The sequence below is a fragment of the Geomobilimonas luticola genome (assembly GCF_018476905.1).
Lineage (GTDB): Bacteria > Desulfobacterota > Desulfuromonadia > Geobacterales > Geobacteraceae > Geomobilimonas > Geomobilimonas luticola.
Genome location: NZ_JAHCVK010000002.1, coordinates 93,428 through 112,284, shown reverse-complemented (window position 1 = coordinate 112,284; position 18,857 = coordinate 93,428). Strand labels below are relative to the sequence as shown.

15 protein-coding genes and 1 riboswitch are annotated in these 18,857 nt (G+C 54.5%); all 15 genes read right to left on the bottom strand.

Annotated elements, in window-relative coordinates; translation table 11 throughout:
• Nucleotides 1–74: 74 nt before the first annotated feature.
• The 15 genes from KI810_RS07160 to KI810_RS07090 all read right to left on the bottom strand — a co-directional run bounded on the left by KI810_RS07160 (nucleotide 75) and on the right by KI810_RS07090 (nucleotide 18,831).
• Nucleotides 75–842 carry a hypothetical protein gene (locus KI810_RS07160; RefSeq protein WP_214174826.1) on the bottom strand — a complete coding sequence of 256 codons (768 nt, stop codon included), beginning with the start codon at nucleotides 840–842 and terminating at the stop codon, nucleotides 75–77.
• 26 nt (nucleotides 843–868) lie between these two features.
• Nucleotides 869–3,514, bottom strand: coding sequence for a type IV pilus secretin family protein (locus KI810_RS07155; protein WP_214174825.1), 2,646 nt, complete (start codon nucleotides 3,512–3,514; stop codon nucleotides 869–871).
• Nucleotides 3,515–3,526: 12 nt separating this feature from the next.
• The gene (locus KI810_RS07150; RefSeq protein ID WP_214174824.1) at nucleotides 3,527–4,078 is read right to left on the bottom strand and encodes a pilus assembly protein PilP; all 552 of its coding nucleotides are present in this window, start codon (nucleotides 4,076–4,078) and stop codon (nucleotides 3,527–3,529) included.
• Nucleotides 4,056–4,658, bottom strand: a complete 603-nt coding sequence (locus tag KI810_RS07145; RefSeq protein WP_214174823.1) for a type IV pilus inner membrane component PilO — start codon at nucleotides 4,656–4,658, stop codon at nucleotides 4,056–4,058. The genes KI810_RS07150 and KI810_RS07145 overlap by 23 nt, the downstream gene beginning before the upstream one ends.
• Before the next feature lie 70 nt (nucleotides 4,659–4,728).
• Entirely contained in the window at nucleotides 4,729–5,316 is a 588-nt protein-coding gene (locus KI810_RS07140; protein ID WP_214174822.1) for a PilN domain-containing protein, read from the bottom strand.
• Nucleotides 5,313–6,368, bottom strand: coding sequence for a type IV pilus biogenesis protein PilM (pilM, locus tag KI810_RS07135; protein ID WP_214174821.1), 1,056 nt, complete (start codon nucleotides 6,366–6,368; stop codon nucleotides 5,313–5,315). Before pilM ends, KI810_RS07140 begins: the two co-directional genes overlap by 4 nt.
• A 19-nt stretch (nucleotides 6,369–6,387) precedes the next feature.
• Nucleotides 6,388–6,588, bottom strand: coding sequence for a helix-turn-helix transcriptional regulator (locus KI810_RS07130; RefSeq protein WP_214174820.1), 201 nt, complete (start codon nucleotides 6,586–6,588; stop codon nucleotides 6,388–6,390).
• 183 nt (nucleotides 6,589–6,771) lie between these two features.
• Nucleotides 6,772–6,849, bottom strand: a riboswitch (cyclic di-GMP riboswitch).
• Nucleotides 6,850–7,138: 289 nt separating this feature from the next.
• A complete protein-coding gene (locus KI810_RS07125; protein ID WP_246525362.1) occupies nucleotides 7,139–7,714 on the bottom strand; it encodes a pilus assembly protein PilX in 576 nt (191 codons plus the stop codon).
• Between the two features lie 52 nt (nucleotides 7,715–7,766).
• Complete coding sequence (locus KI810_RS07120) at nucleotides 7,767–8,963, bottom strand: PilW family protein (RefSeq protein ID WP_214174818.1); 1,197 nt, start codon at nucleotides 8,961–8,963, stop codon at nucleotides 7,767–7,769.
• A gap of 50 nt (nucleotides 8,964–9,013) precedes the next feature.
• The gene (locus KI810_RS07115) at nucleotides 9,014–9,400 is read right to left on the bottom strand and encodes a type IV pilus modification PilV family protein (RefSeq protein WP_343213480.1); all 387 of its coding nucleotides are present in this window, start codon (nucleotides 9,398–9,400) and stop codon (nucleotides 9,014–9,016) included.
• Nucleotides 9,372–9,842 carry a pilus assembly FimT family protein gene (locus tag KI810_RS07110; protein ID WP_214174817.1) on the bottom strand — a complete coding sequence of 157 codons (471 nt, stop codon included), beginning with the start codon at nucleotides 9,840–9,842 and terminating at the stop codon, nucleotides 9,372–9,374. Before KI810_RS07110 ends, KI810_RS07115 begins: the two co-directional genes overlap by 29 nt.
• A 1-nt stretch (nucleotide 9,843) precedes the next feature.
• Nucleotides 9,844–15,816 (bottom strand): pilus assembly protein, encoded by a 5,973-nt coding sequence (locus tag KI810_RS07105; protein WP_214174816.1) that lies wholly within the window; start codon nucleotides 15,814–15,816, stop codon nucleotides 9,844–9,846.
• The gene (locus KI810_RS07100; RefSeq protein ID WP_246525361.1) at nucleotides 15,813–16,607 is read right to left on the bottom strand and encodes a DsbC family protein; all 795 of its coding nucleotides are present in this window, start codon (nucleotides 16,605–16,607) and stop codon (nucleotides 15,813–15,815) included. Before KI810_RS07100 ends, KI810_RS07105 begins: the two co-directional genes overlap by 4 nt.
• Nucleotides 16,608–16,810: 203 nt before the next feature.
• A complete protein-coding gene (locus tag KI810_RS07095) occupies nucleotides 16,811–17,398 on the bottom strand; it encodes a pilus assembly FimT family protein (RefSeq protein ID WP_214174815.1) in 588 nt (195 codons plus the stop codon).
• A gap of 125 nt (nucleotides 17,399–17,523) precedes the next feature.
• On the bottom strand, nucleotides 17,524–18,831 hold the full coding sequence (locus tag KI810_RS07090; protein WP_214175180.1) for a sigma-54-dependent transcriptional regulator: 1,308 nt from the start codon (nucleotides 18,829–18,831) through the stop codon (nucleotides 17,524–17,526).
• Nucleotides 18,832–18,857: the final 26 nt, after the last annotated feature.

The following is an 18,857-nucleotide window of genomic DNA, read 5'->3' as shown; positions in this document are numbered from 1 at the left end:
AATTCTCCAGTATTTAAACAAATGCCAGGGATGTCCCTGGCATTGTCGTAACACATATGGGCAAAAAGTGAAAGCTAGGGAACAAGAAGTGGCAGCGCCGTCCGTGTCACCGTGAGGGTTGTTGTCCCCGAAGCCTGGAAACCGGTGTTCATGTCAGTAGCGGTCCAGGTAACCGTAACTATCCGTGTCGAAACCGTATCGGGAATAGCAATCGTTGCCAGAACGCCACTCAATTGCGCAACCCCCACCTGGCTTGTAATAGCGGACGTCGGGTTGGGCGTAATGCTGTCTCCGGCAGCCGTTGGCGCAAGGGCAGCGGTTATCGAAATAGTGTGATTCGCGATATCGTTAAAGAACGGATCAACAATTTTTACAAAGCTTGGCGCGGTCAGCGGGAACGATGCCGTGGAGCCGGTCGGGACGGTAGCATCGGCGGTAACCGTCATGGCTGCCGGCGGCGTCATGGTAAACGTGGCTCCGGTCATGGTAACAATGCTGTTTGCGGAAAGCTCGCCGGTCTTGGCAAGAACGACAAAATCTTTTGTACCGGCAAAAGGGGCCACCGTAAAAGTCAGGTCAATCCCCCCGCTGTTATTGGTATTGTATGTTCCCAGAAAGATTTCCGTAGCGCCATCGTAATAGGAAAACGTCAGCGGAACACCGATAAGATCGGTTCTTGTGGGATGTTTATACGTTGCGGATGCAGTAATATAACGTCCACTCGCTGTGGCCGAGAGGTCTATACTGCCATTCAGGCCATCTGCGCCATTCCCGCCGCCACATCCAAGGAGTGCGAACAGGATAGCGGTAACACCTAATTTCATGAACATCTTTATTGTCATCTTTACCCTCCAGTGAAAGTTCTATGTCAGGACACGATCTTAGGCGTTATGAATATCAGCAGTTCAGTCTTGGTTTTAGTCGTGGTGTTTGACTTGAAGAGCCACCCAATGAGCGGTATGTCGCTCAGGTAGGGAACACCCTGATCATTGGAAGTGTCACTATCCACATAAATTCCACCTATGACCGTGGTTTCCCCGTTTTTGACCTGCATTTCGGTCGTAGCTTCCTTCTTGTTGATCGGTGGCGGTGAACCTACCCCAGCCGAGTTATTGGATGCCTTGATCTTCATGCTGACACTGCCGTCCGCAGTTATGTGCGGGGTTACTTCCAGCGTAAGCGCAGCTTCTACAAATTCCGTCTTGGTCCCCTCGGCGGACACTGTCTGGTAAGGGATCGACTGTCCCTGGGATATTTTTGCGGCCTTGTTGTTGAGGGTAACCACCTTCGGCGTCGAAACTATCTTGATAAGCCCAGCTGCCGCCGCTGCAGAGAGGCGCATATCGATCTGAATGTTGCTCGTCAGTTTACCGAATGACATGCCGATCGCGCCACCCGGGCTGTCCGCCGCCGGAAAACCGGAACTGGGGGGAGGTGTCACCACGCCACCAAAACCGGTGTCGAGCTGATTGATACCAAGTACTGATGCAGAGCCGTCCTTGTAATGTATACCCCACTGGACACCGAGATCGCGGGTAAACGAACTGGAGGCCTCCACAATCCGGGCTTCGATCATGACCTGTTTTTCAGGTATGTCGAGATTTTTCAGCAGGAACCTCATCCTCTCGATGGCGGGAGCAATGTCCGTCACTATCACCCTATTGGTGCGTTTATCGGCTGAAATGCTGACACCGTCACGCTGGGTAGCGACTGATTTTAACTGCGTCGCGACGTCTTCAACCGTGGAATAGTTGATATCGAAAACAACTGTCTGTAGCTCCATCCGCCGCTCGCGTTCTTTTTTGAGCTCGGCATCTTCCTGTTCCTGCGTCTTGAACTTACCCTTCGGCTTGATCTGGACAATATTGCCGTCCCGCTTCATCTCCAGGCCTTTGGTTTCGAGTATTACATCAAGGGCATGATCCCAGGGGACGTTCACCAGTTTGATACTGATTGTTCCCGTGACATCGTCGGCAATGAGGAAGTTAAGGTTGCTGACTTCCGCGATGAGCTGGAATATCTTCCTGACATCGGCGTCAGAAAATTCAAGGGTAACCCTGCGGCCGTTGTACACTTTTTTATCGCTGCCCGATTTATGTAAGGATTTTTCGGTTATGGTCACCGGTTCCGCTGTCGCAGACGACAGAACAGGTGGCTGCGATTTGGCGACCTCGGAGATCAGGGTCGCTTCGCTGATCCCTTCGTTCTTGATATCCCAGGTGATAACATTGCCGGCCTGCCTGACTTCGGAAGATGCGTCGGCACGCAGTTTGACCATCAGTCTGGTGTCATAGCCACTCTTGACCTTTGCCTGGTACGGTGTAATTTTCAGAACCGTACTTACAAATGAACTGGTATCGAGTGTCCTCTGCAGATTACGGGGAATCTGGCATCCGGCGATGGAAAGGCTCAATCCCTTCGGCGATTTCACCGGTTTGCCTGCCGTGCAGGCACCCGAAACCTTGATCGTGATCCTTGATATGCCATCCTGAACGTTAAAATCGATCGCTTCCACGGAAGCAGGGCCATTATCGTGCATGGATCCGGCAGATTCCTTTTTACCGGCAGGCGCCGAAACTTCCGTCGTTCCTCCCGTGTAGACAGCTGCGTTGGCGGTTTCACCAATCGCTACCTTGAGGCCACGGTCTGTCTTGGTCACTTCGTAGGGAGCAAGCGTACCGCTGACCGCGTCGAAAACAACGCGCACTTTTTCAGCACTAAGGCCGATTCGCGCTTTTCCGACACCAAAAGCATTAATCGCCACCATGTTATTGGCAATACTAGTTTTTGCACCGAAAACATCAACGACAATGCGGTCCGGTTTCGTCATCTTGAAGGCGTTGAAGGTGTCAACCCCTCCCGCAACGTCGATCTCGATTCCATTTCGCACCACATTAACGGCAGTTACGGTCCTCGGTTGGAGACTATTGACTGCGGGCTGTACCGGTACGACTGTGGCAGGTGACGGGACAGCAGGTTGCGCTGCAGTCGCTTGAGGTTGCTGGGGCGCAGATTCCGGTGCAGGAGCGACCGGTTTCTCAAGCTGTGGGACAGCAGCAGTCTCCTGGGTGTGAACAGGAAATTTTACGACCAGCTTGTTTTTGTCAACAGGATCAACCCCGACAGTGAACTCCACATCCTTGGCAAGGCTTATTTCCACACGGGTAAGATAACCGCCACTGAACACGTGCTTCGTGGCGTCTATCCGCTGAATGACTCCGGAGTTGACATCCAGGGATTTGAAATTGCCCGGTTCCGTGTCAGCAAGGTCAACGACCGCTTTCGCCGGGTCTGTTGTCTTGTAGAATGTAAACGTGCCCGGTTGTGAAACGGAGATATCCACCTGTGACCCATCTGGCGCCACGCTGACGGTCTGGATAGTCAGGGGCTGTGCAGCATCGGACAATTTTTCATCCGCCAGATTAACCCTCTGCTGTGCGCAACCTGCGCCGAGCGCCAGCATCATCACAATGACTATTTTATTAAGGCAAACCCGGGCTGAATTCATTCTCATCTGGAACTCTCCTTACCGTTTTGGGGACAGAGTAAGCTTGATAACCCTTTTTTTCGTATGGCCGCTTTCGTCGCGATACTGCTCGGCAATTTCAATGGCATTGTTACTTATTTTCGTGATCCTGCCATTATTGTTCCCGATCAACATACCCTGCTTTACGACATATCCTTTGCCAGCCGGATCAATGATGAGAGCTTTGTTCTCCTTGAGCCCGGCAACGATGCCCGACACCTTGAACTTGCTTGCATCAAATGATTGTATCGGCAGCATATTGGTGTTTTTGGAAATCACCGGTGCCGCGTTTTTTCCTGCAGAAGGCTCCGCTTTGGCGATTAACGGCTTGAAGGGATCTTTTTTGAGGCTGAAATTCAGTGCTGGAGCGTTCCCCCCCCCCACTTGCGCGGAAGAAAGCTGCTTTTGCACCGGCTTCTGCACTTGCGTTACAGGTGCCTGAGGTTTAGCCTGTGGCTGTGGTGTCTCGGCTTTCTTCTTGCAGCCGGACACCGCCAGGGACAGAACCAAAAACAGTATAATAACTTGTTTATTTCTTGCCCTTTTTATCATCCTTAATCTCTTTCTTGTCCAGAAAACGGAATGTTGTAGCAAGACAGTTGATGGTATAAACCGTTTTACCACCTATGTTTTTCGGGTTCGTAAACGCAACGTTATTGATGTTGACTATCCGAGGGAGGTTGCCGACCGCCACAAAAAAATTACCAACACTGGCGTAGGAACCTGATACCGATATATCAACGGGAACAACAGAATAGAAATCCTTAGGCTCTTCCGGTTTTGGCCTGAAAATGAGGAAGTCAAGACCTGCTCCTTTGCCTGCACTGGTAATACTGGTAAGAAGTGTTGGGATTTCCTTCTGGTTCGGCAGTTCGGTCAACGCGTTTTCCAGTTCCTTGTTCAGTTGAGCATATTCGGCTTTGAAACGCGGGAGGTTGTTTGCTATTTTCCGGCTTTCCGTCACCTGGGTGTGCAGTCCGTCCAGCTGCCCTTGAAGAACCTTCAACTGTTTGAGTTTCGGTTGTATCAACCCAAAAAACAAACCAGCACCGATCAGTACGACGATAAGCCCGAGGATGGCGGCTTTCTGTTTATTGGGGAGCTTCAGTAATTTTTCTACACGTGGGTCCATGGAATGTCCTCGACCGATTTAGACATAAGGATACAGGCTGATACTGACAACCAATCAATCTTCAAACCGCCTATTTTTTCTGCTGTTTCTGCTGAGCTGGCGGCGGCTCTTCCTTCTTAAGTGCTTTTATATTGCATGTCACATCGAACTTTTTCAACTTGACGCCACTCTCTTCCTTCTGCTCCGAAACGAGCAGTTCCACATCGGTGAACAGCTCAGACTCCTGCAGGTTCCTGAGAAAGGTTGCAATGATATCTTCGCTGTAGGCAAGGCCGGAAATTGTGACCTTGGCAGCATTTTCCGCGTAGTTGGTCAACCACATCTTATCCGGGGTTATGTCGCTCAACTTTGCCAGCCTGACCCCAGGGCCGCTTTTTTCCTTGCGCAGCATGTTGAGTACGTCAAGCTTTTTCTTTACCTCTGCCTGGAGTTTCTTGATATTGTCGATTTCCCCAATTTTGGTCTTAAGTTGCTGCAGTTCTGCCTCAGAGCGCTTGATCTCAGCTTTCGTACCGCTGACTTTCGCCAGCGTCACCGAGTAAAAAGCCAACCCGGCAACAAGCACCGCAACTACGGCAGCAATCAGTATGGTTATCTGCTGCTTTGCAGTTTCCTTCTTTTTTGCAGCCCTGACGGGCAATAGATTGATTCTCGTCATTTGTCGCCAACCCTCCTTGTTGCCAGCCCCAGAGCAACGGTTACAAGAGGTCCGATCTCGTGAAGGTAGTCGGCATCAAAATCCTTGTCCGCATATTTTACCTTGGCAAAAGGATTCATGGTCTCCACCGGCAATCCCAGGCGCTGGCCGACAGCCTCCGAGAGCATTGCCGTCTTTGCACCGCCGCCGCTGAGATATACCTTGGTTATTTTTCCCTCACCGGCAGTCGTATTGTAAAAATCCAGCGAACGACGAATTTCCAGCCCAAGAGTTTCGTTAACACGATTGATAATGTTCTGGAGACGCTCCCTGTCGGGGCACTCGCCGGTCACTTTGAATCGCTCGGCATCTTCACCGCTCACGCTGAACTGTTTCTGGATTTCTTCCGTATAGAGGTTTCCCCCCATCTGCACATCCCTCGTGAACAGCGAGATACCATCCTTGACGACATTGAGATTCATGATGCTTGCCCCGATATTTATCAGGGCGACGACATCTTCCCCATCCAGATCATAGTTGATCTCGAAGGCATTCTGGATTGCGAACGAATCTACGTCGACCACGGCCAGTTTGATACCGGTTTCGTTGAAGACTGTCTGGTAGTCGTTGATTATATCCTTCTTGCTGGCCACCAGCAGCACGTTCATTCTCGTCGGATCGTGTTCATCGGGAGGAAGGAGTTGGAAATCGATATTTACGTCATTGATGTCGAAGGGGATGTACTGTTCGGCTTCCCAGTGGATCTGGTCTTCCAGTTCCTCCGGAGGCATTGCCGGGAGTGAAATCTTGCGGATGATGACCGAGTTACCGGAAACGGAGCAGGCAGCTTCAACCCCCTTGCCGATATTAAGACCGGCGAGAAGGTTTTTCACCGCCTCTACGATGGAAGAACTGTCCATCAGCGTATTATCGACAATAGCTTCGGGAGGGAGGGGGACGATTCCCGCATTCTGCAGTACATACCCACCCTTAAGCTCTTTCAGCTGAACGAGCTTGACGGAACTCGACCCGATGTCAATGCCGACTATGTCTTTCTTTTTGGAGAATAGCATGATTGGCTTCCTGTAGAAATTAGTCCTGAAACACCTTATCTTTTTCAGTCAGCGAATAGCCCAGGGCGAGAATTATCTTCCGCTTCGTTTCCATACGACAGGGCATGCCGCCCTCTATCCTGTCAATGGTAACCGGAGAAACGCCGGCAAGTCGAGCCAACTCGGCCTTGCTTATCATTTTACGCTCGCGCAGCTTCTTGACATTGTTTTTGTTTTTCATGCAGGCATACCCACTTTAGTAATTTTACATGGAATTTACAATAAACAATAGAAATGTCAAGAAATTTATTATAATTATATTAAATTATATCTACCCACTTCTAACATGCTTATTATATGGCATTTTTTCATCATTGATCTGAAAAATATGATAAAAAAAGGGTTGCAGAATATCATATGATATTTCGGCAACCCGGCTGTCTCAAATGAGACCCAATAGGCTTTCCGCCCCATCCTCACGGATGGTTTAGTATTATCGTTACCATCTTTTCTATGCTGTTCAGCCAAGACTTACAGCATAGACTGGTTATCAAATAGCGGAATATGGCCAAAGACAATAATTACTATGCAATTTAAATTCCATTTATCACAAATACATATTTAGTCTTAATTTTTAGCAAGTTAGCTCTAAATAACACAGACAATGCCGTTGAGAACATGCGTATTTTTCCGTAAGCCCCTGCCATTTAACCACGTAAAATAACGTACTATCGACTCCTTCACATCCAACCTACGCACGAAAATCAAACAATCCCGTACGCGGTTTCGTTTCAGTATGCATAAAGCACCGACAGCATCGCCTTTTCTTTGGGATTGGTTTCCCGTTCTCCCTGCACCTCTATGGTGATGAGATGGGGACTGTGTTTCGGCGCAATCCCCGACCCAGATCCCGCCACGCCGATACCGGGATCCAGATCCCTGCCACTGGTGTCAGAATTGCCCGTTACCGTATCGACTATTTTGTTATACACTTTGAAGTTGCCGTTAGTACCCGAAAGCCTGAAAGTTATGTCCGGTGAAACTTTGGCATCGGGAGTCGTGCTTGCAGTTGAAGGCCAACCGGTTCTTCTATCCTTCTCAAGCTTGTCCTGCAAGGAGGGTCCCAACTCCAGGCTGATTTTGGACGACCCGCCAAACGTGGACATAAGGGAATCACTCCCCGAGGAATAACGGCCGAAAAGCTTGGGGATGATTTCCTTGGCAACCAGGTCGACCCCACCGTAGGAGGCCTCCAGGGAGTTGCGGTAGACTTTCTGGCTGGCGGACATCTTGGTCCCCATGAGAACCATCTGCAGCAGCGCCATGATGATCCCCAGGGCGATGAGGGTGAACATCAGGGCCGTCAAAAGTGCTATTCCGTTTTCATTTCGAACGTATCGCATAATATCCACCCACCGGTTATTGAATCAGATTTTTGGGTCGCACCACAATCGTATAAACCTTCCAGCGGTAATGCTTATAGTCGGCTCCGATTATGGCCTCAAGGTCGAAATCACGTCCCCGCGTGTTCCCACCGAAACTTTCACCAACCCTTATGGTGCTGCTGGGGAAATTATAGGTCCTATCCCTCTTCCCCTCCTGGGCCAGGATATAGACCCGCACTTCCTTCACGATGCTCCGTATGGTTTCCGCCTGGTCCGCGTGTTGTGCCAGTTTGGCAGGAGGTTCGTCCACGTGGTCACCTATGAACCCGTTGCCGGCGGCATCGAGTCCATAGACGACCTGCATGTCGGCGACGCAGTCCAGCAGGGGGAGTTCGGGAGTAAGTGAACCGTCAGCATGATTGGCCACCGCCTTGTAGAGTATCCCCGTGTTGGGGGCACAGGTCGCGGGCATGGTTGCCGGCCTCTTGATGTAGTAGTCCGCCCGGTTGAAGGGCATCCTGAGCGCAGCACCGTCGGGCTTGTCGACACCGTAGATATGGAAGATATCACCCGGAGTGTGGGGGGTGGACATGCTGCTGTATTCACTGAATATAGTGGAAAACTGCCCGCCTTTCACCATGAGCTGCTGCTTCGGCAGGTTATTCGCGAAGGTGGTCTTGATGACGATTATCCGGTCGTTGTCACCCAGGTCCCGGTCAGCCTGGCCCCACGTGGTCGTAGCCGGACCTGCTTCGGTATAGGCCACCGAAGTCCATTTCTTGGCAACCGGGTCTATGCCGGCAACGGAGGATTTGAGAACCAGATACTGTGATCCTTTATTTATTGATGTGTCGTAGTTGAACATAGTCGAGCCGTTCAGAATTGCCCGGGGGGGGGATATGGGCGAAGTATCGTTGAAAAACTCGGCACTCGCGATGGTCGAAGGAAACGCAACGGGTTCATTGGTACCGACATTCACTTCGGTGTAGGCGGTGCCCGTCAGGGCGGACGAAAACAACCAGGGGAGGCCGAAGCCCGCCTGCTCAAGATCAGCCCGCAACACCTCCAGGCCGACAATTCCTTCGATCTGGGTCTGGGCAGATTTCCCCTGCTGACTTGCCTGGGTAACGATGGTCTCGAAGGATTGGGTCGTGACCATGATGATGATCATGAAGATACCCATGACGATAATCAGTTCGACCAGAGAAAAACCGCGCTGTTCTCGTATCATAAAGTGCTCATCCTCGCGTGAAATGCGTCGTGCTGCATCTGCCCTGATGACTACCGTGATCGAACTGTAACCACCTGGTTCTGATAATTCCTGCTCTTGTAGGTCCACTTCACCACCACTTCATACTGCTTCGAATCGGCTCCCAGAGGGATAGTAGTGGTGTCCACCGTGAATTTCTTGTTCACCCCCCTCAGACTCATGGGGATGGTGGTGTGGTTGGTAAATGTTGCATCAAACTGCTGCCCCCGCATGTCGTTCAGTATCTTCTCCCCCACGTAGACAGCCTGGTCCCGCAACTGGTTCCTCAGGTTGTGTTCCATGGCAACGTTCACCGCCTCCAGAAGTCCGAGCATTCCGATCACTATGATTACCATGGCGACCAGGAGCTCGACCAGCGTGAAACCGCCATTATTTTTGCACGATGGTACCTGTCCCACAGCTTCCTCCCGATGATCTCTTTCCCATGTTGATTTTTGCTGCCGAGATGACGATGCTGTCGATGGCGCCTGGATTGCCGGCCGGCTCGATGCAGGCGGAACTGAAGGCGCCGAAGGTCAGGCCGCTCCTGTCGAAATCAAGCTGGTTGTTCGTGGTGTTCAACACGACCGGATGGGCCAGGGTCTTCTCCACCAGGGTCGCGCTCGACGCTGTGTCGATGACCTTGAACAGCGTTCCGTTCACGATTACCGAACGGGGTTGCTTGGTATAAAACGACTGGAGCCGGGCATTGACGATTTCCGTGTACATATCCCGCACCTGCGCCTCGATGGAGGACTTCAATCGCTCCTTGCCAAAACCATAGACCGCAATGCTCGTCAATATACCGATGACAGCTATGACAATAAGCATTTCCGTAAGGGTGAATCCGCGCTCATCCATATCAGCGCTCCTGTATGTGCAGAATGCGCTTGATCGGCTTGTTCCCGCTCGTGCTGAGAATCGGCGGGGCATCTCCCGGCGGTTTCCCGGTCATGGGAACCCCCATCCGCCTGTTCCCCTTGTCCGTAAAGGCCTGGGAAAGATCAACTTCCTTGAACTCACCGGTGGAGAGCTGAATGAGAGCCTTGCCGATGAGCGTGGAGTTGGGCGGGCGGAGCCCTGAGTTGTAATCCAACGCCCAGAGAAACGAGTTGCCGCCGTAACCGCAGGCATCTGCCGTCGGCTTGAACGAAGTAAAGAATACCGCACCGTTGGTCAGTGCAACCGTGTCGGTCACCACCCGCTCCGCGCCATAGTCTGTTACCGACGCATCGAGGTCAATCTTCCACCCGACAGGCTGGGGACCTTCATGGAGCGTGGTGGACTGGTCGGTAAGGTCGCCTGATGCCCTGGCATCGGTACAGGTCTTATCCAGGAAATTACCGGGGTTGGTAGACGTGTTGTAGCACGGTTCCTTGACCCCGTAGAGCGTCCTGTGACTGGTATAGTCGTCGATGAGCGAACCGGCCCGGTAGTAATACCTCCCCGTGCCGAAAAAGAGCCAGAGGTCACGGTTGTTCCGGTCCTGGAGGCGTGCAATCGCCGTCGGCACCGGTCCGATATCATCACTGATGACTGGCGTGACTTCCCAGTCGGCCGGGTTGGGGCTCTCCATGGTCATGATCCGGAGCACTCCTCCTCCTGTCCATTCATTAGTGGAACGTTTCTTTGTATATCCCACGTAGATGGCATCATCCTGATACCTCCCCGGAGCAATAGCGTTCCAGCGGTCGGTGTCGATGGGACCGCCGATGAGAGAGCCGGAAAAAGCTTCGGCAATCCCCGTATCGATCGTCCGTAGCAGCTCCCCTGTCTTCAGGTCGACGACAAAGAACTTGAGGTTCTGATTGGAGCGACCCAGGAACTGATGGGTAGCCGTATCGATCGGACCGGTGGGACCGGAACCGAACACCGCGAACCATTTGCCGTTCTTGTTGGACGCTCCTACCCTGACAATCGCCGGGCCGGAGGTGGCATACCCGAGATTGTGGTTGTTTGCAGGGTCACCCTTGAATTCCCACATGAACCTGGGATTGTCGGGGTCGGTCACATCCAGGGCAAAGTACGACGAGTAGCCGAGGCCAGGGTTGTTGACCGTGTCCCCCGGGTCGGTAAGCGGCGTCTGGACACAGTTGAGACCGGTGCAGCTGGTTTTGCTCGATGCGCCACCGAGCCCCATCCCCCCGATAAGGATGGAACGCCAGGTGTTTTTGTTCGGATCCAGATTGTTGGTTGCGGTGTCCACCACGATGGGGTTCTTGAGGCACTGGTCATAGGTTGCTGCGGTACAACTCCCCGTTCCCGAGGTGTACACGCCGATGCTGGCATCCAGGACGATGGTCGAACCATCGATGAAATAGAGATGACTGTAATCGGGGTCGCTCGTATACTTCAGGTACGGCAGCGCATTCTTCGGTATGAAGGCCCATTGCTCCTCCCCGAGACCGGTACCGGCCAGGGTTGCCTTGGTAGTGTCGGATGCGGTCACGTCCAGTATGCCGAGCTTGAAGGCGTGGAGCATCCCGTCGTTGGCACCCACGTAGACCATTCCGCGACTCTTGTAGTTATTGGATTTTATGAAAGATGCGTAGGAGGTGTCGTTGTATCCCCCCGGCAACTGGGTATCGTAGGTATTCTGCCGTCCGGTGGACTGGATGCGCGGCGTGGAGGAGATGATATCCCCCAGTTTCCAGACCCCGATCCCCTTGTCCCGGGGATTGGTGACGTAAGGGTCGGTGGGATCATTTCCCACATTCGTCGCAGGGATGTTGCCGATCTTCACCGTTCTGCTCCGCATGGTAGTATCGCCGGGGAAATCGAATCCATGGATGTACTTCATAATCTTGACGGTGCTGGTGTTGTCGCTCATCTGCATGTAGGGCTGCAAAACGGTCGAGTTGTCGGGGAAGGAGGTGCTCCCGATGGCGCCATAGGTAAACTTCATCAGGCCGGTACTCCCCACCTCCGTTCCGCCCGTAAGCAGCGGGGTATAGATGGTCCGTGGTGACAGGGTGAGATCACGCACCCACATCTGCTTCCCTGCGCGCCAGATGCTTTTGACCACGTCAGGATCGACCGTGGTCGGGGCACCGTCCCCTATCCCGTCACCGTTGGTATCCGTTTGCAACTGGACCATGGTCTGGTTGACGCTGGTATCGAAAATGAAGGTAGCAACCTTATCGGCCACCAGGTCCAACTGGCGGTTTCCGTCCGTATCCTCCCGGATGGTACTGTTGTTGATCTTGGGATCTACGTAGTACCAGAGATTCTGCATTTCTCCGACCCAGTTGGCAGACGTCTCAGCATTGAAGATTTTTTTCGGATAAAAGACCGCCTGGAGAATATTGGCGCCGCTCCCCTCACTGTTGCTGAGGATTGAGGCCGCCGTTCCCGACGCGGCCTTGGCTGCCAGTTCCTCGAATACCTTCCGTAGTGACTGGGAAAGCAGGGCGGGGTTGCTCGCGACCTGCAGTCTTGTCCCCCCCTTTTCGGCGGTATCGGAAAGAAGCTGCCTCGTGCTGCACTCGCCGGTCTGGCCGTTGGAACCACCGTTGTACACCACGTAGGTGCTGATGGCGTCCTGGCCGTTCCGGGGTATATTGAGACAGGTCTGCCCCGTCGGGCAGTCGGTATCGAGGGAGCATATCTGGTTGGTATTGCCGGAGCATACCGTCAGGGTGGTCGAAGAAGTGCTGAACTTGGAGATGTCCAGGTGCCGGGCAAGCCAGGAGAGGATGGGGAGATTCTTGCTCCCCATGTAATTGGTGCAGGTACTGTCCCAACTGACCGGCTTGCCGGCGGAGACATGGTAGAGATCGGCCAAACCGCTTGCCGTGGTATTCCGGTCGGCGGTGGAACTCCCGTCGCTGATGAGCAGGACGTAGTTCTGCTGGCACCGGAACTGGGAAGGATTCATGTTCCCGTTATAATCGTCCGAATTGAGCTTCAGGGTGGTCCTGCTCCCCATAACCTTGTTGCAGAGGCCGCCGCTGCTGCAGTCGCTGTCGGTGTAACACTGGGTTGTGGAGTTGGAGCACTGTTTGACCGTGGCGAAGTAGCCGATGGCGTTGTAGTAGGCTTCCGCAAAGGGGGTCCAGGCATTGGCCCGTATGTCATCGATTTTCCTCACCAGGGCATCGGCACTCACATGATCACCCGCGCCGTCACCGATACAGGTCTGACTGGAGAGACAGTTTCTGTCGGTGGTACAGTCGGTGGAGGTGGCCGTCCAGCAGCGGTTGGCATAGCAACGCTCCCCTGACGAACAGTCGGCGGCGGTCGTGCAGAGGACCGTGGGCGAAACCGCCGTGGAACATTTTCCCTTTCCCACGTCATAGATGATGCTCGAGCCGTCCAGATTGGTGGAACCGGCGGTGGTCGCACTACAGGTGTTCGTGCCGCCACAGTCCTTATCAATGGCGCAGAGTCTGTAGCGATCGTTGGAGCAGACCTTCGGCGTGGTAATGGTTGCCCCGTAGGTGGAGGAGGCCTCCGTGGCCGAACCGGCGAAGTTGAACTGCATGGCGCCGATCCGTATCCGGTCGCCGAACTCCTGGAGCAGACCCGACGGCTGCGTGTCTTTCTTGAGCCGTAACAGCAGCTTCCCCTTGGGGGGCCCCAATTGTCCTTCAACCGCGATCCCCCCAAGAAGGGCCGGAACCTTCTCATAGCTCGACGTGCTGGCTGCCGAGTCGGTGGGGTCGATCACCGACGGCTGGTTTGCGTCGCAGTAACTCTTGAACGCGTTAATCTGCCCCGCCGTATTGGTCCAGGCGTTCTTGTCCCAGGTCGGTCCACTGCCGGTGTAGTAGGCCCCGAGATAGCTGGAGCCGCAGACGAGAGCGGGATTCCCTGGCAAGATATAATTGGGCCCCTTGAGGCAGGTCCCTCCCAGGGCACCGGGGCAATCGGCATCGGCACCGCATCCCTTGTCGTTGTTTCCCGAACAGACGCCGTAGGCGGCATATACATCGGTACACTTGCCGCCGGTGGTGAGGCGGGTAATGTCCCCCGAACCGAGGGACCCCGTGCCGATATACTGCCAGCAGGTCTGGACGGTTTCGGTCAGGGCAATCTTGGTCTTGACTTCCCCCGACTGGCTCGGGTTGATGCAGGGGGCGTAATTGAGGGTCCCTGCCGGAACGGGAGGAGGATTATTGCAAAGGCCGCCCGCGCTTGTCGTCGGCGGCGGGTTGGAACAGGTTCCGGCGCCGACCGACGTCGGCGCCGGGTTCGTACAGGTACCGCTGCTCCCCGCTATCGGTGCCGGCTTGCTGCAGGTATTTGCGGTGCAGGTCCCCCAGCCGGCGTTGCAGGGGTCACCAGGCGTGGTGCAGGTCTTGTCGGTCCTGACGCTGCAGTAGTACGTCGGCGAACAGTTGGCGTCCGACATGCATGCACCTCCACCCAGCTTGCAGGCACCCGGAATCGCTGCCACCGTACAGTCGCTCGCCTGCTGACAGGACTTGCTTGCGTCGTTGCTGCATTTGCCCGGTGTGGTGGAAGCGGCACAGACGGTATCGTTCACACAGGCAACGCCGTTATTGCTGCATCTACCCGGCGTCACCGTGCTGCCGCAGTCCGTGTCGGAAGAACAGACTGTCGTTCCGTCTGTGCACTTCCCCGAAACCGCGGCGACCGGCTTGGTGCAGTCGGCATCCGAGGCGCAGGTTGGGAAAACAAGCCGGGCTATATCCCCTTGGCAGTAGTTGCCCGCATGGGGGTTGTAGTTGATGCACTCTTCGATTTTTGACTGCAGGGTAGTCTTGCTCGCCCCCGGCGTGTTCCAGAGCGTCGTTGCATCATCGCAGGGTTCTGTCCTGACGGAACCTTGATGGATATACACGAAGGTCTGCCCCCCCTGGGAGGGGGAGGCGGGATTGATTTCCACCGGCCCTCGTACGGCAAAGGTGACTCCCAGTTCGTTGGCAGTGTTCGGATTTGGCTTCGTCGTGCTCGGATAGTTGACGAAATCGGTGGTAAGGGCCTGCTTGATGAATGGCTGCCCGACACAGCCGCGGGACTCGGCCATAAGGAACGGGGTGACGGCTGTGCAGGTCTGCCCCGACTCGCAGTCACCATTGGAAAGACAGGCCTTGTTGGTGCGACAGGTACCGGAGGCACAGCTCTGGCCCGACTCGCAGTCGCCGTCATTCGAACAGGTTCTGCTGGTGTAGCAGAGCTTGGTTGCGTATTTCCCCCCCGTAAGTATCTTTTTCTCGATATCGAATTTTGACGCGGCCAGCCAGTTGAGGTAGTTCCCCTTGGCCACGAACTTGTTCACCTCTCCCGTTCCCGAGTCGAAATTGACGCAGAGGGTATTGGTGACGTACTTATCGCAGGAAGTGGGAAGGGAGGCGGGAATGTAAAAGTACTTGTTGGTGAAGTCGTATTCGTAGCCGGTATTGGGTTCGAAATAGCCGACATAAACGTTCAGGCAGCTGTTGTTGAGAACGCAGGTTTGCCCCGAGGCGCATTCGGCATTGGCAGCACAATAGCGCATGCTATCACCGGAGCAGTAGTTATTGCAATTCGAGTCCTGGACGCAGGTGCGAGAACTGTCGTTTGAACAGTAATTTGTTTTATAGGTCTGATCGCGGCAGTACGAAGGCTGGCGGGTAATATTCCCGCTGGCATCCGTCTGTCCTTCATCCGCATATCCCAAATCGTACATACTGGTGGAATTGTCGATCATCAGAAGCAGGTTGGGAGGTATGCTGCTCGTGATGAAGGCAGGCGTTATGCAGTAGTTGTTGCCGGGATCGGCCTGGGCCGGACCGGCCACCAGGGAGATGGAGAGGGCGGCGACGACCGGAAGCATTTTCGTGAACGAACCGACGGCCTTCATGGTGTACCTCGCTGTTGGTTTCATCATGGCTTCGCACCTTTATCGCTGACAGTTGACATGAGAGCCTTGAGCTCTTCGGCTTTTTTGAACCCGACGACAATCCTTCCATCGGGCAGGATCAGGGTGGGGGTGGACGTTATCCCGATGGACTCGGCGTACTTCAGGGTGTCGTCCACCGCCTTGGCGGAGTCCTTCGGCCCGGGGGCGGGGATCGGTTCGCCGGCGAAAGCCTTGTTGAGCAATTCCGGCGTGCCGGCGCCGAGGATGACCCGCGCCTTGTCATACGCGGCGGGGTGCATCTTGAGGGGGAACATCTTGACGTAGACGGTCACCTGGTTGTCCAGGGTGGTGAGCTTCCAGAGTTCCTCGTGGAGCTTGGCGCAGAAGGGGCAATCGGGATCGGTGAAGACGAACAGCTTCCGCTTCCCTTCCGGGTTGCCGAGTATGATGGAGTTCTCCGTCGGCACCGTGGCGATGTCAACCCTGGATGGCGGGGTGGAAACGGCCGTCGGTTCGGGAGCTATCGGCTTTTTCGTGGCAAGGCTGAATATGGGGGACGGTATGAGGTGCTTCCGGGCAAAATCGACGTAAACTGTCGCCTGCCGGCCGTTATTGACGACGGACAGTTCGTACAACCCCTGCACCGGCGAGAGTTTGACCGACTTAACCTCGCCGATGCCGCGCAGGGTCTCGTTGGCCTCGTCAAGCGTCATGAGCGGCGCAGTGGCGCCGGTATCGCTGCACTCTTCTGCTTGTACGCCGACTGCACTCACCGCAACACAAAGAAACACGAGGACGGGAGCAATGGATTTCAGCATGGATTCCCCTTGGCAACAGATTCTCTCCAGAAATTACACACCTGCATTCTTATCTCATAGCAATTTTCGTACCCTTGGGAAAATTACGGTATCACGGCAATTTTCCCTGTATTACCGGATAGATCGCCCCGTCGCAAAAAACAAAGGACTATGCAAAAGATGCACAGTCCTGTCATCCGCCCTGCCATACCACCGGATATGACCTACATCTTCACCCATCCACTGCCGTTCCAGCGCCGCTGCACGCAGCTGAAATCCCGGGAATTGACCGTTACGGCGACCGCGGTCCCACGGGAGGTACAGAGATAGACGGTGCCGGCATTGCCGGTCAGTTCCGGATTGCAGACGATGGTGTTGTTCTGCTGGAACGTTATGCCATCGGAGGTAGCGGCATACCCGGGTATTGGTCCGCAGGTGCCATACCCGAACCGTACGCCGCCTCCTTTGTCCTCCAACCGCGACATACGCACCACCCGGTCGTCACCGGTATTCCATTCGTCGTCCGGCCCACGATCGGCGATGAGGGAAACCACGCCACGAACCGGGTCGAAGCCGACGGCGTAGTACCTGTCGTCGGTCAGCGAGCGCTGCTTTGCCTCCTTGACCATGCCGACGATCTCCCAGACTGCGGCTTTCATACAGCAGTCGCCATAGTAGGAACTGAACGCGGGATACGCCAGGGCGGTGATAATTGCCATGACACCGACCACGATAAGCAATTCCAGCAGGGTAAACCCGTTCTCAACCGTTCCGTCCAGAAACTGCTGTTCCGTCGCCGCACCATCTGTCATTCACCCACCTCCGGGGATGGTATCGTACCGGTATTGCAACAAAAAACGGCCATGCAGTTATTGCATAGCCGTCTTATTATTACAAGTTTTTTATTATATTTAACTAATCTTTTTATGGTAATTCCCTACTCCATTCCGTACTCCTTGAGTTTGTAGAGAAGGGCCCGGTGGCTTATTTCCAGCAGTTTTGCGGCGTGGGTACGGTTGCCGCCGGTCTTTTCCAGGGCACGGCGGATGAAATCACGCTCCAGCATCTCTCCTGCCTGTTTTATGGAGAGGGAATCAGCGGGCAGATAGCGGACTGTATGCACATTCCGGATGCCGTCCGGCAGACAGTCCATGGTCAGCAGGTCACCTTCGCAGAGAATGAGCCCGCGCTCTATGGCGTTCTCCAGCTCCCGCACATTGCCCGGCCACGTGTATTTCATGAATTCCTTCACCACCTGCGGGGCGCACTCAACCCCCGGCCGACCGAACTTATCTCCATACTTGCCGAGAAAATGGGCCACCAGAAGCGGAATATCCTCCAGGCGTTCCCGCAGAGGCGGGAGCTTTATGCTGAAGACGTTGAGCCGGAAAAAGAGGTCTTCCCGGAACCCCCCTCCCCGCACCTCATGTTCCAGATCCTTGGAGGTTGCGGATATCACCCGGACATCGACTTTTTTGGGTGTGGTTTCCCCCACCCGCCGGATCTCTCCCTCCTGCAGTACGCGCAGTATCTTGGTCTGCAGGGAAAGGGGCATCTCCCCTATCTCGTCGAGGAACAGGGTGCCGCCATCGGCCTGTTCGAACAATCCTGCCTTGTCAGCCGAGGCATCGGTGAAGGCCCCCCGCACATGGCCGAACAGTTCGCTTTCCAGCAGGCTCTCGGGTATGGCACCGCAGTTCACCGCCACGAATTCGGCGTTCCTGCGGCCGCTGTTGTAATGGATGGCCCGTGCCACCAGTTCCTTTCCCGTACCCGACTCCCCCAGGACAAGAACCGTGGTTTTGTACTCGCTCACCTTTTCCACCAGGGAGAATATCTCTCCCATGCGCGGGTTTCTGCTGATGATACTGGCAAAGGAGAATTCCCGGTGCATCTCCTCCTTCAGCCGCCGGTTTTCCGCGGCAAGACGCTGCCGCTCCTCGGCCTTTTTCAGAACCAGGAGAATTTCATCGTTTTTGAACGGCTTTGAGATATAGTCATAGGCCCCCAGTTTCATGCACTCAATGGCAGTATCCACCGTCCCGTAGGCCGACATCATGATGATCGTTGCGGAAACCCCCGCATCCGACGCCTGGCGGAGAAATTCCGGCCCGTCCATGACCGGCATCCTGATGTCACTGAGTATGAAATCGAACCCGCCCGCCAGGGCCTTCTGCAATGCCTCACTGCCGTTTGCGGCCTCTTCCACCACGTACCCCTGCTTGCGGAGTATGACCTGCAGCATGTGCCTGAGGTTTTTTTCGTCGTCGA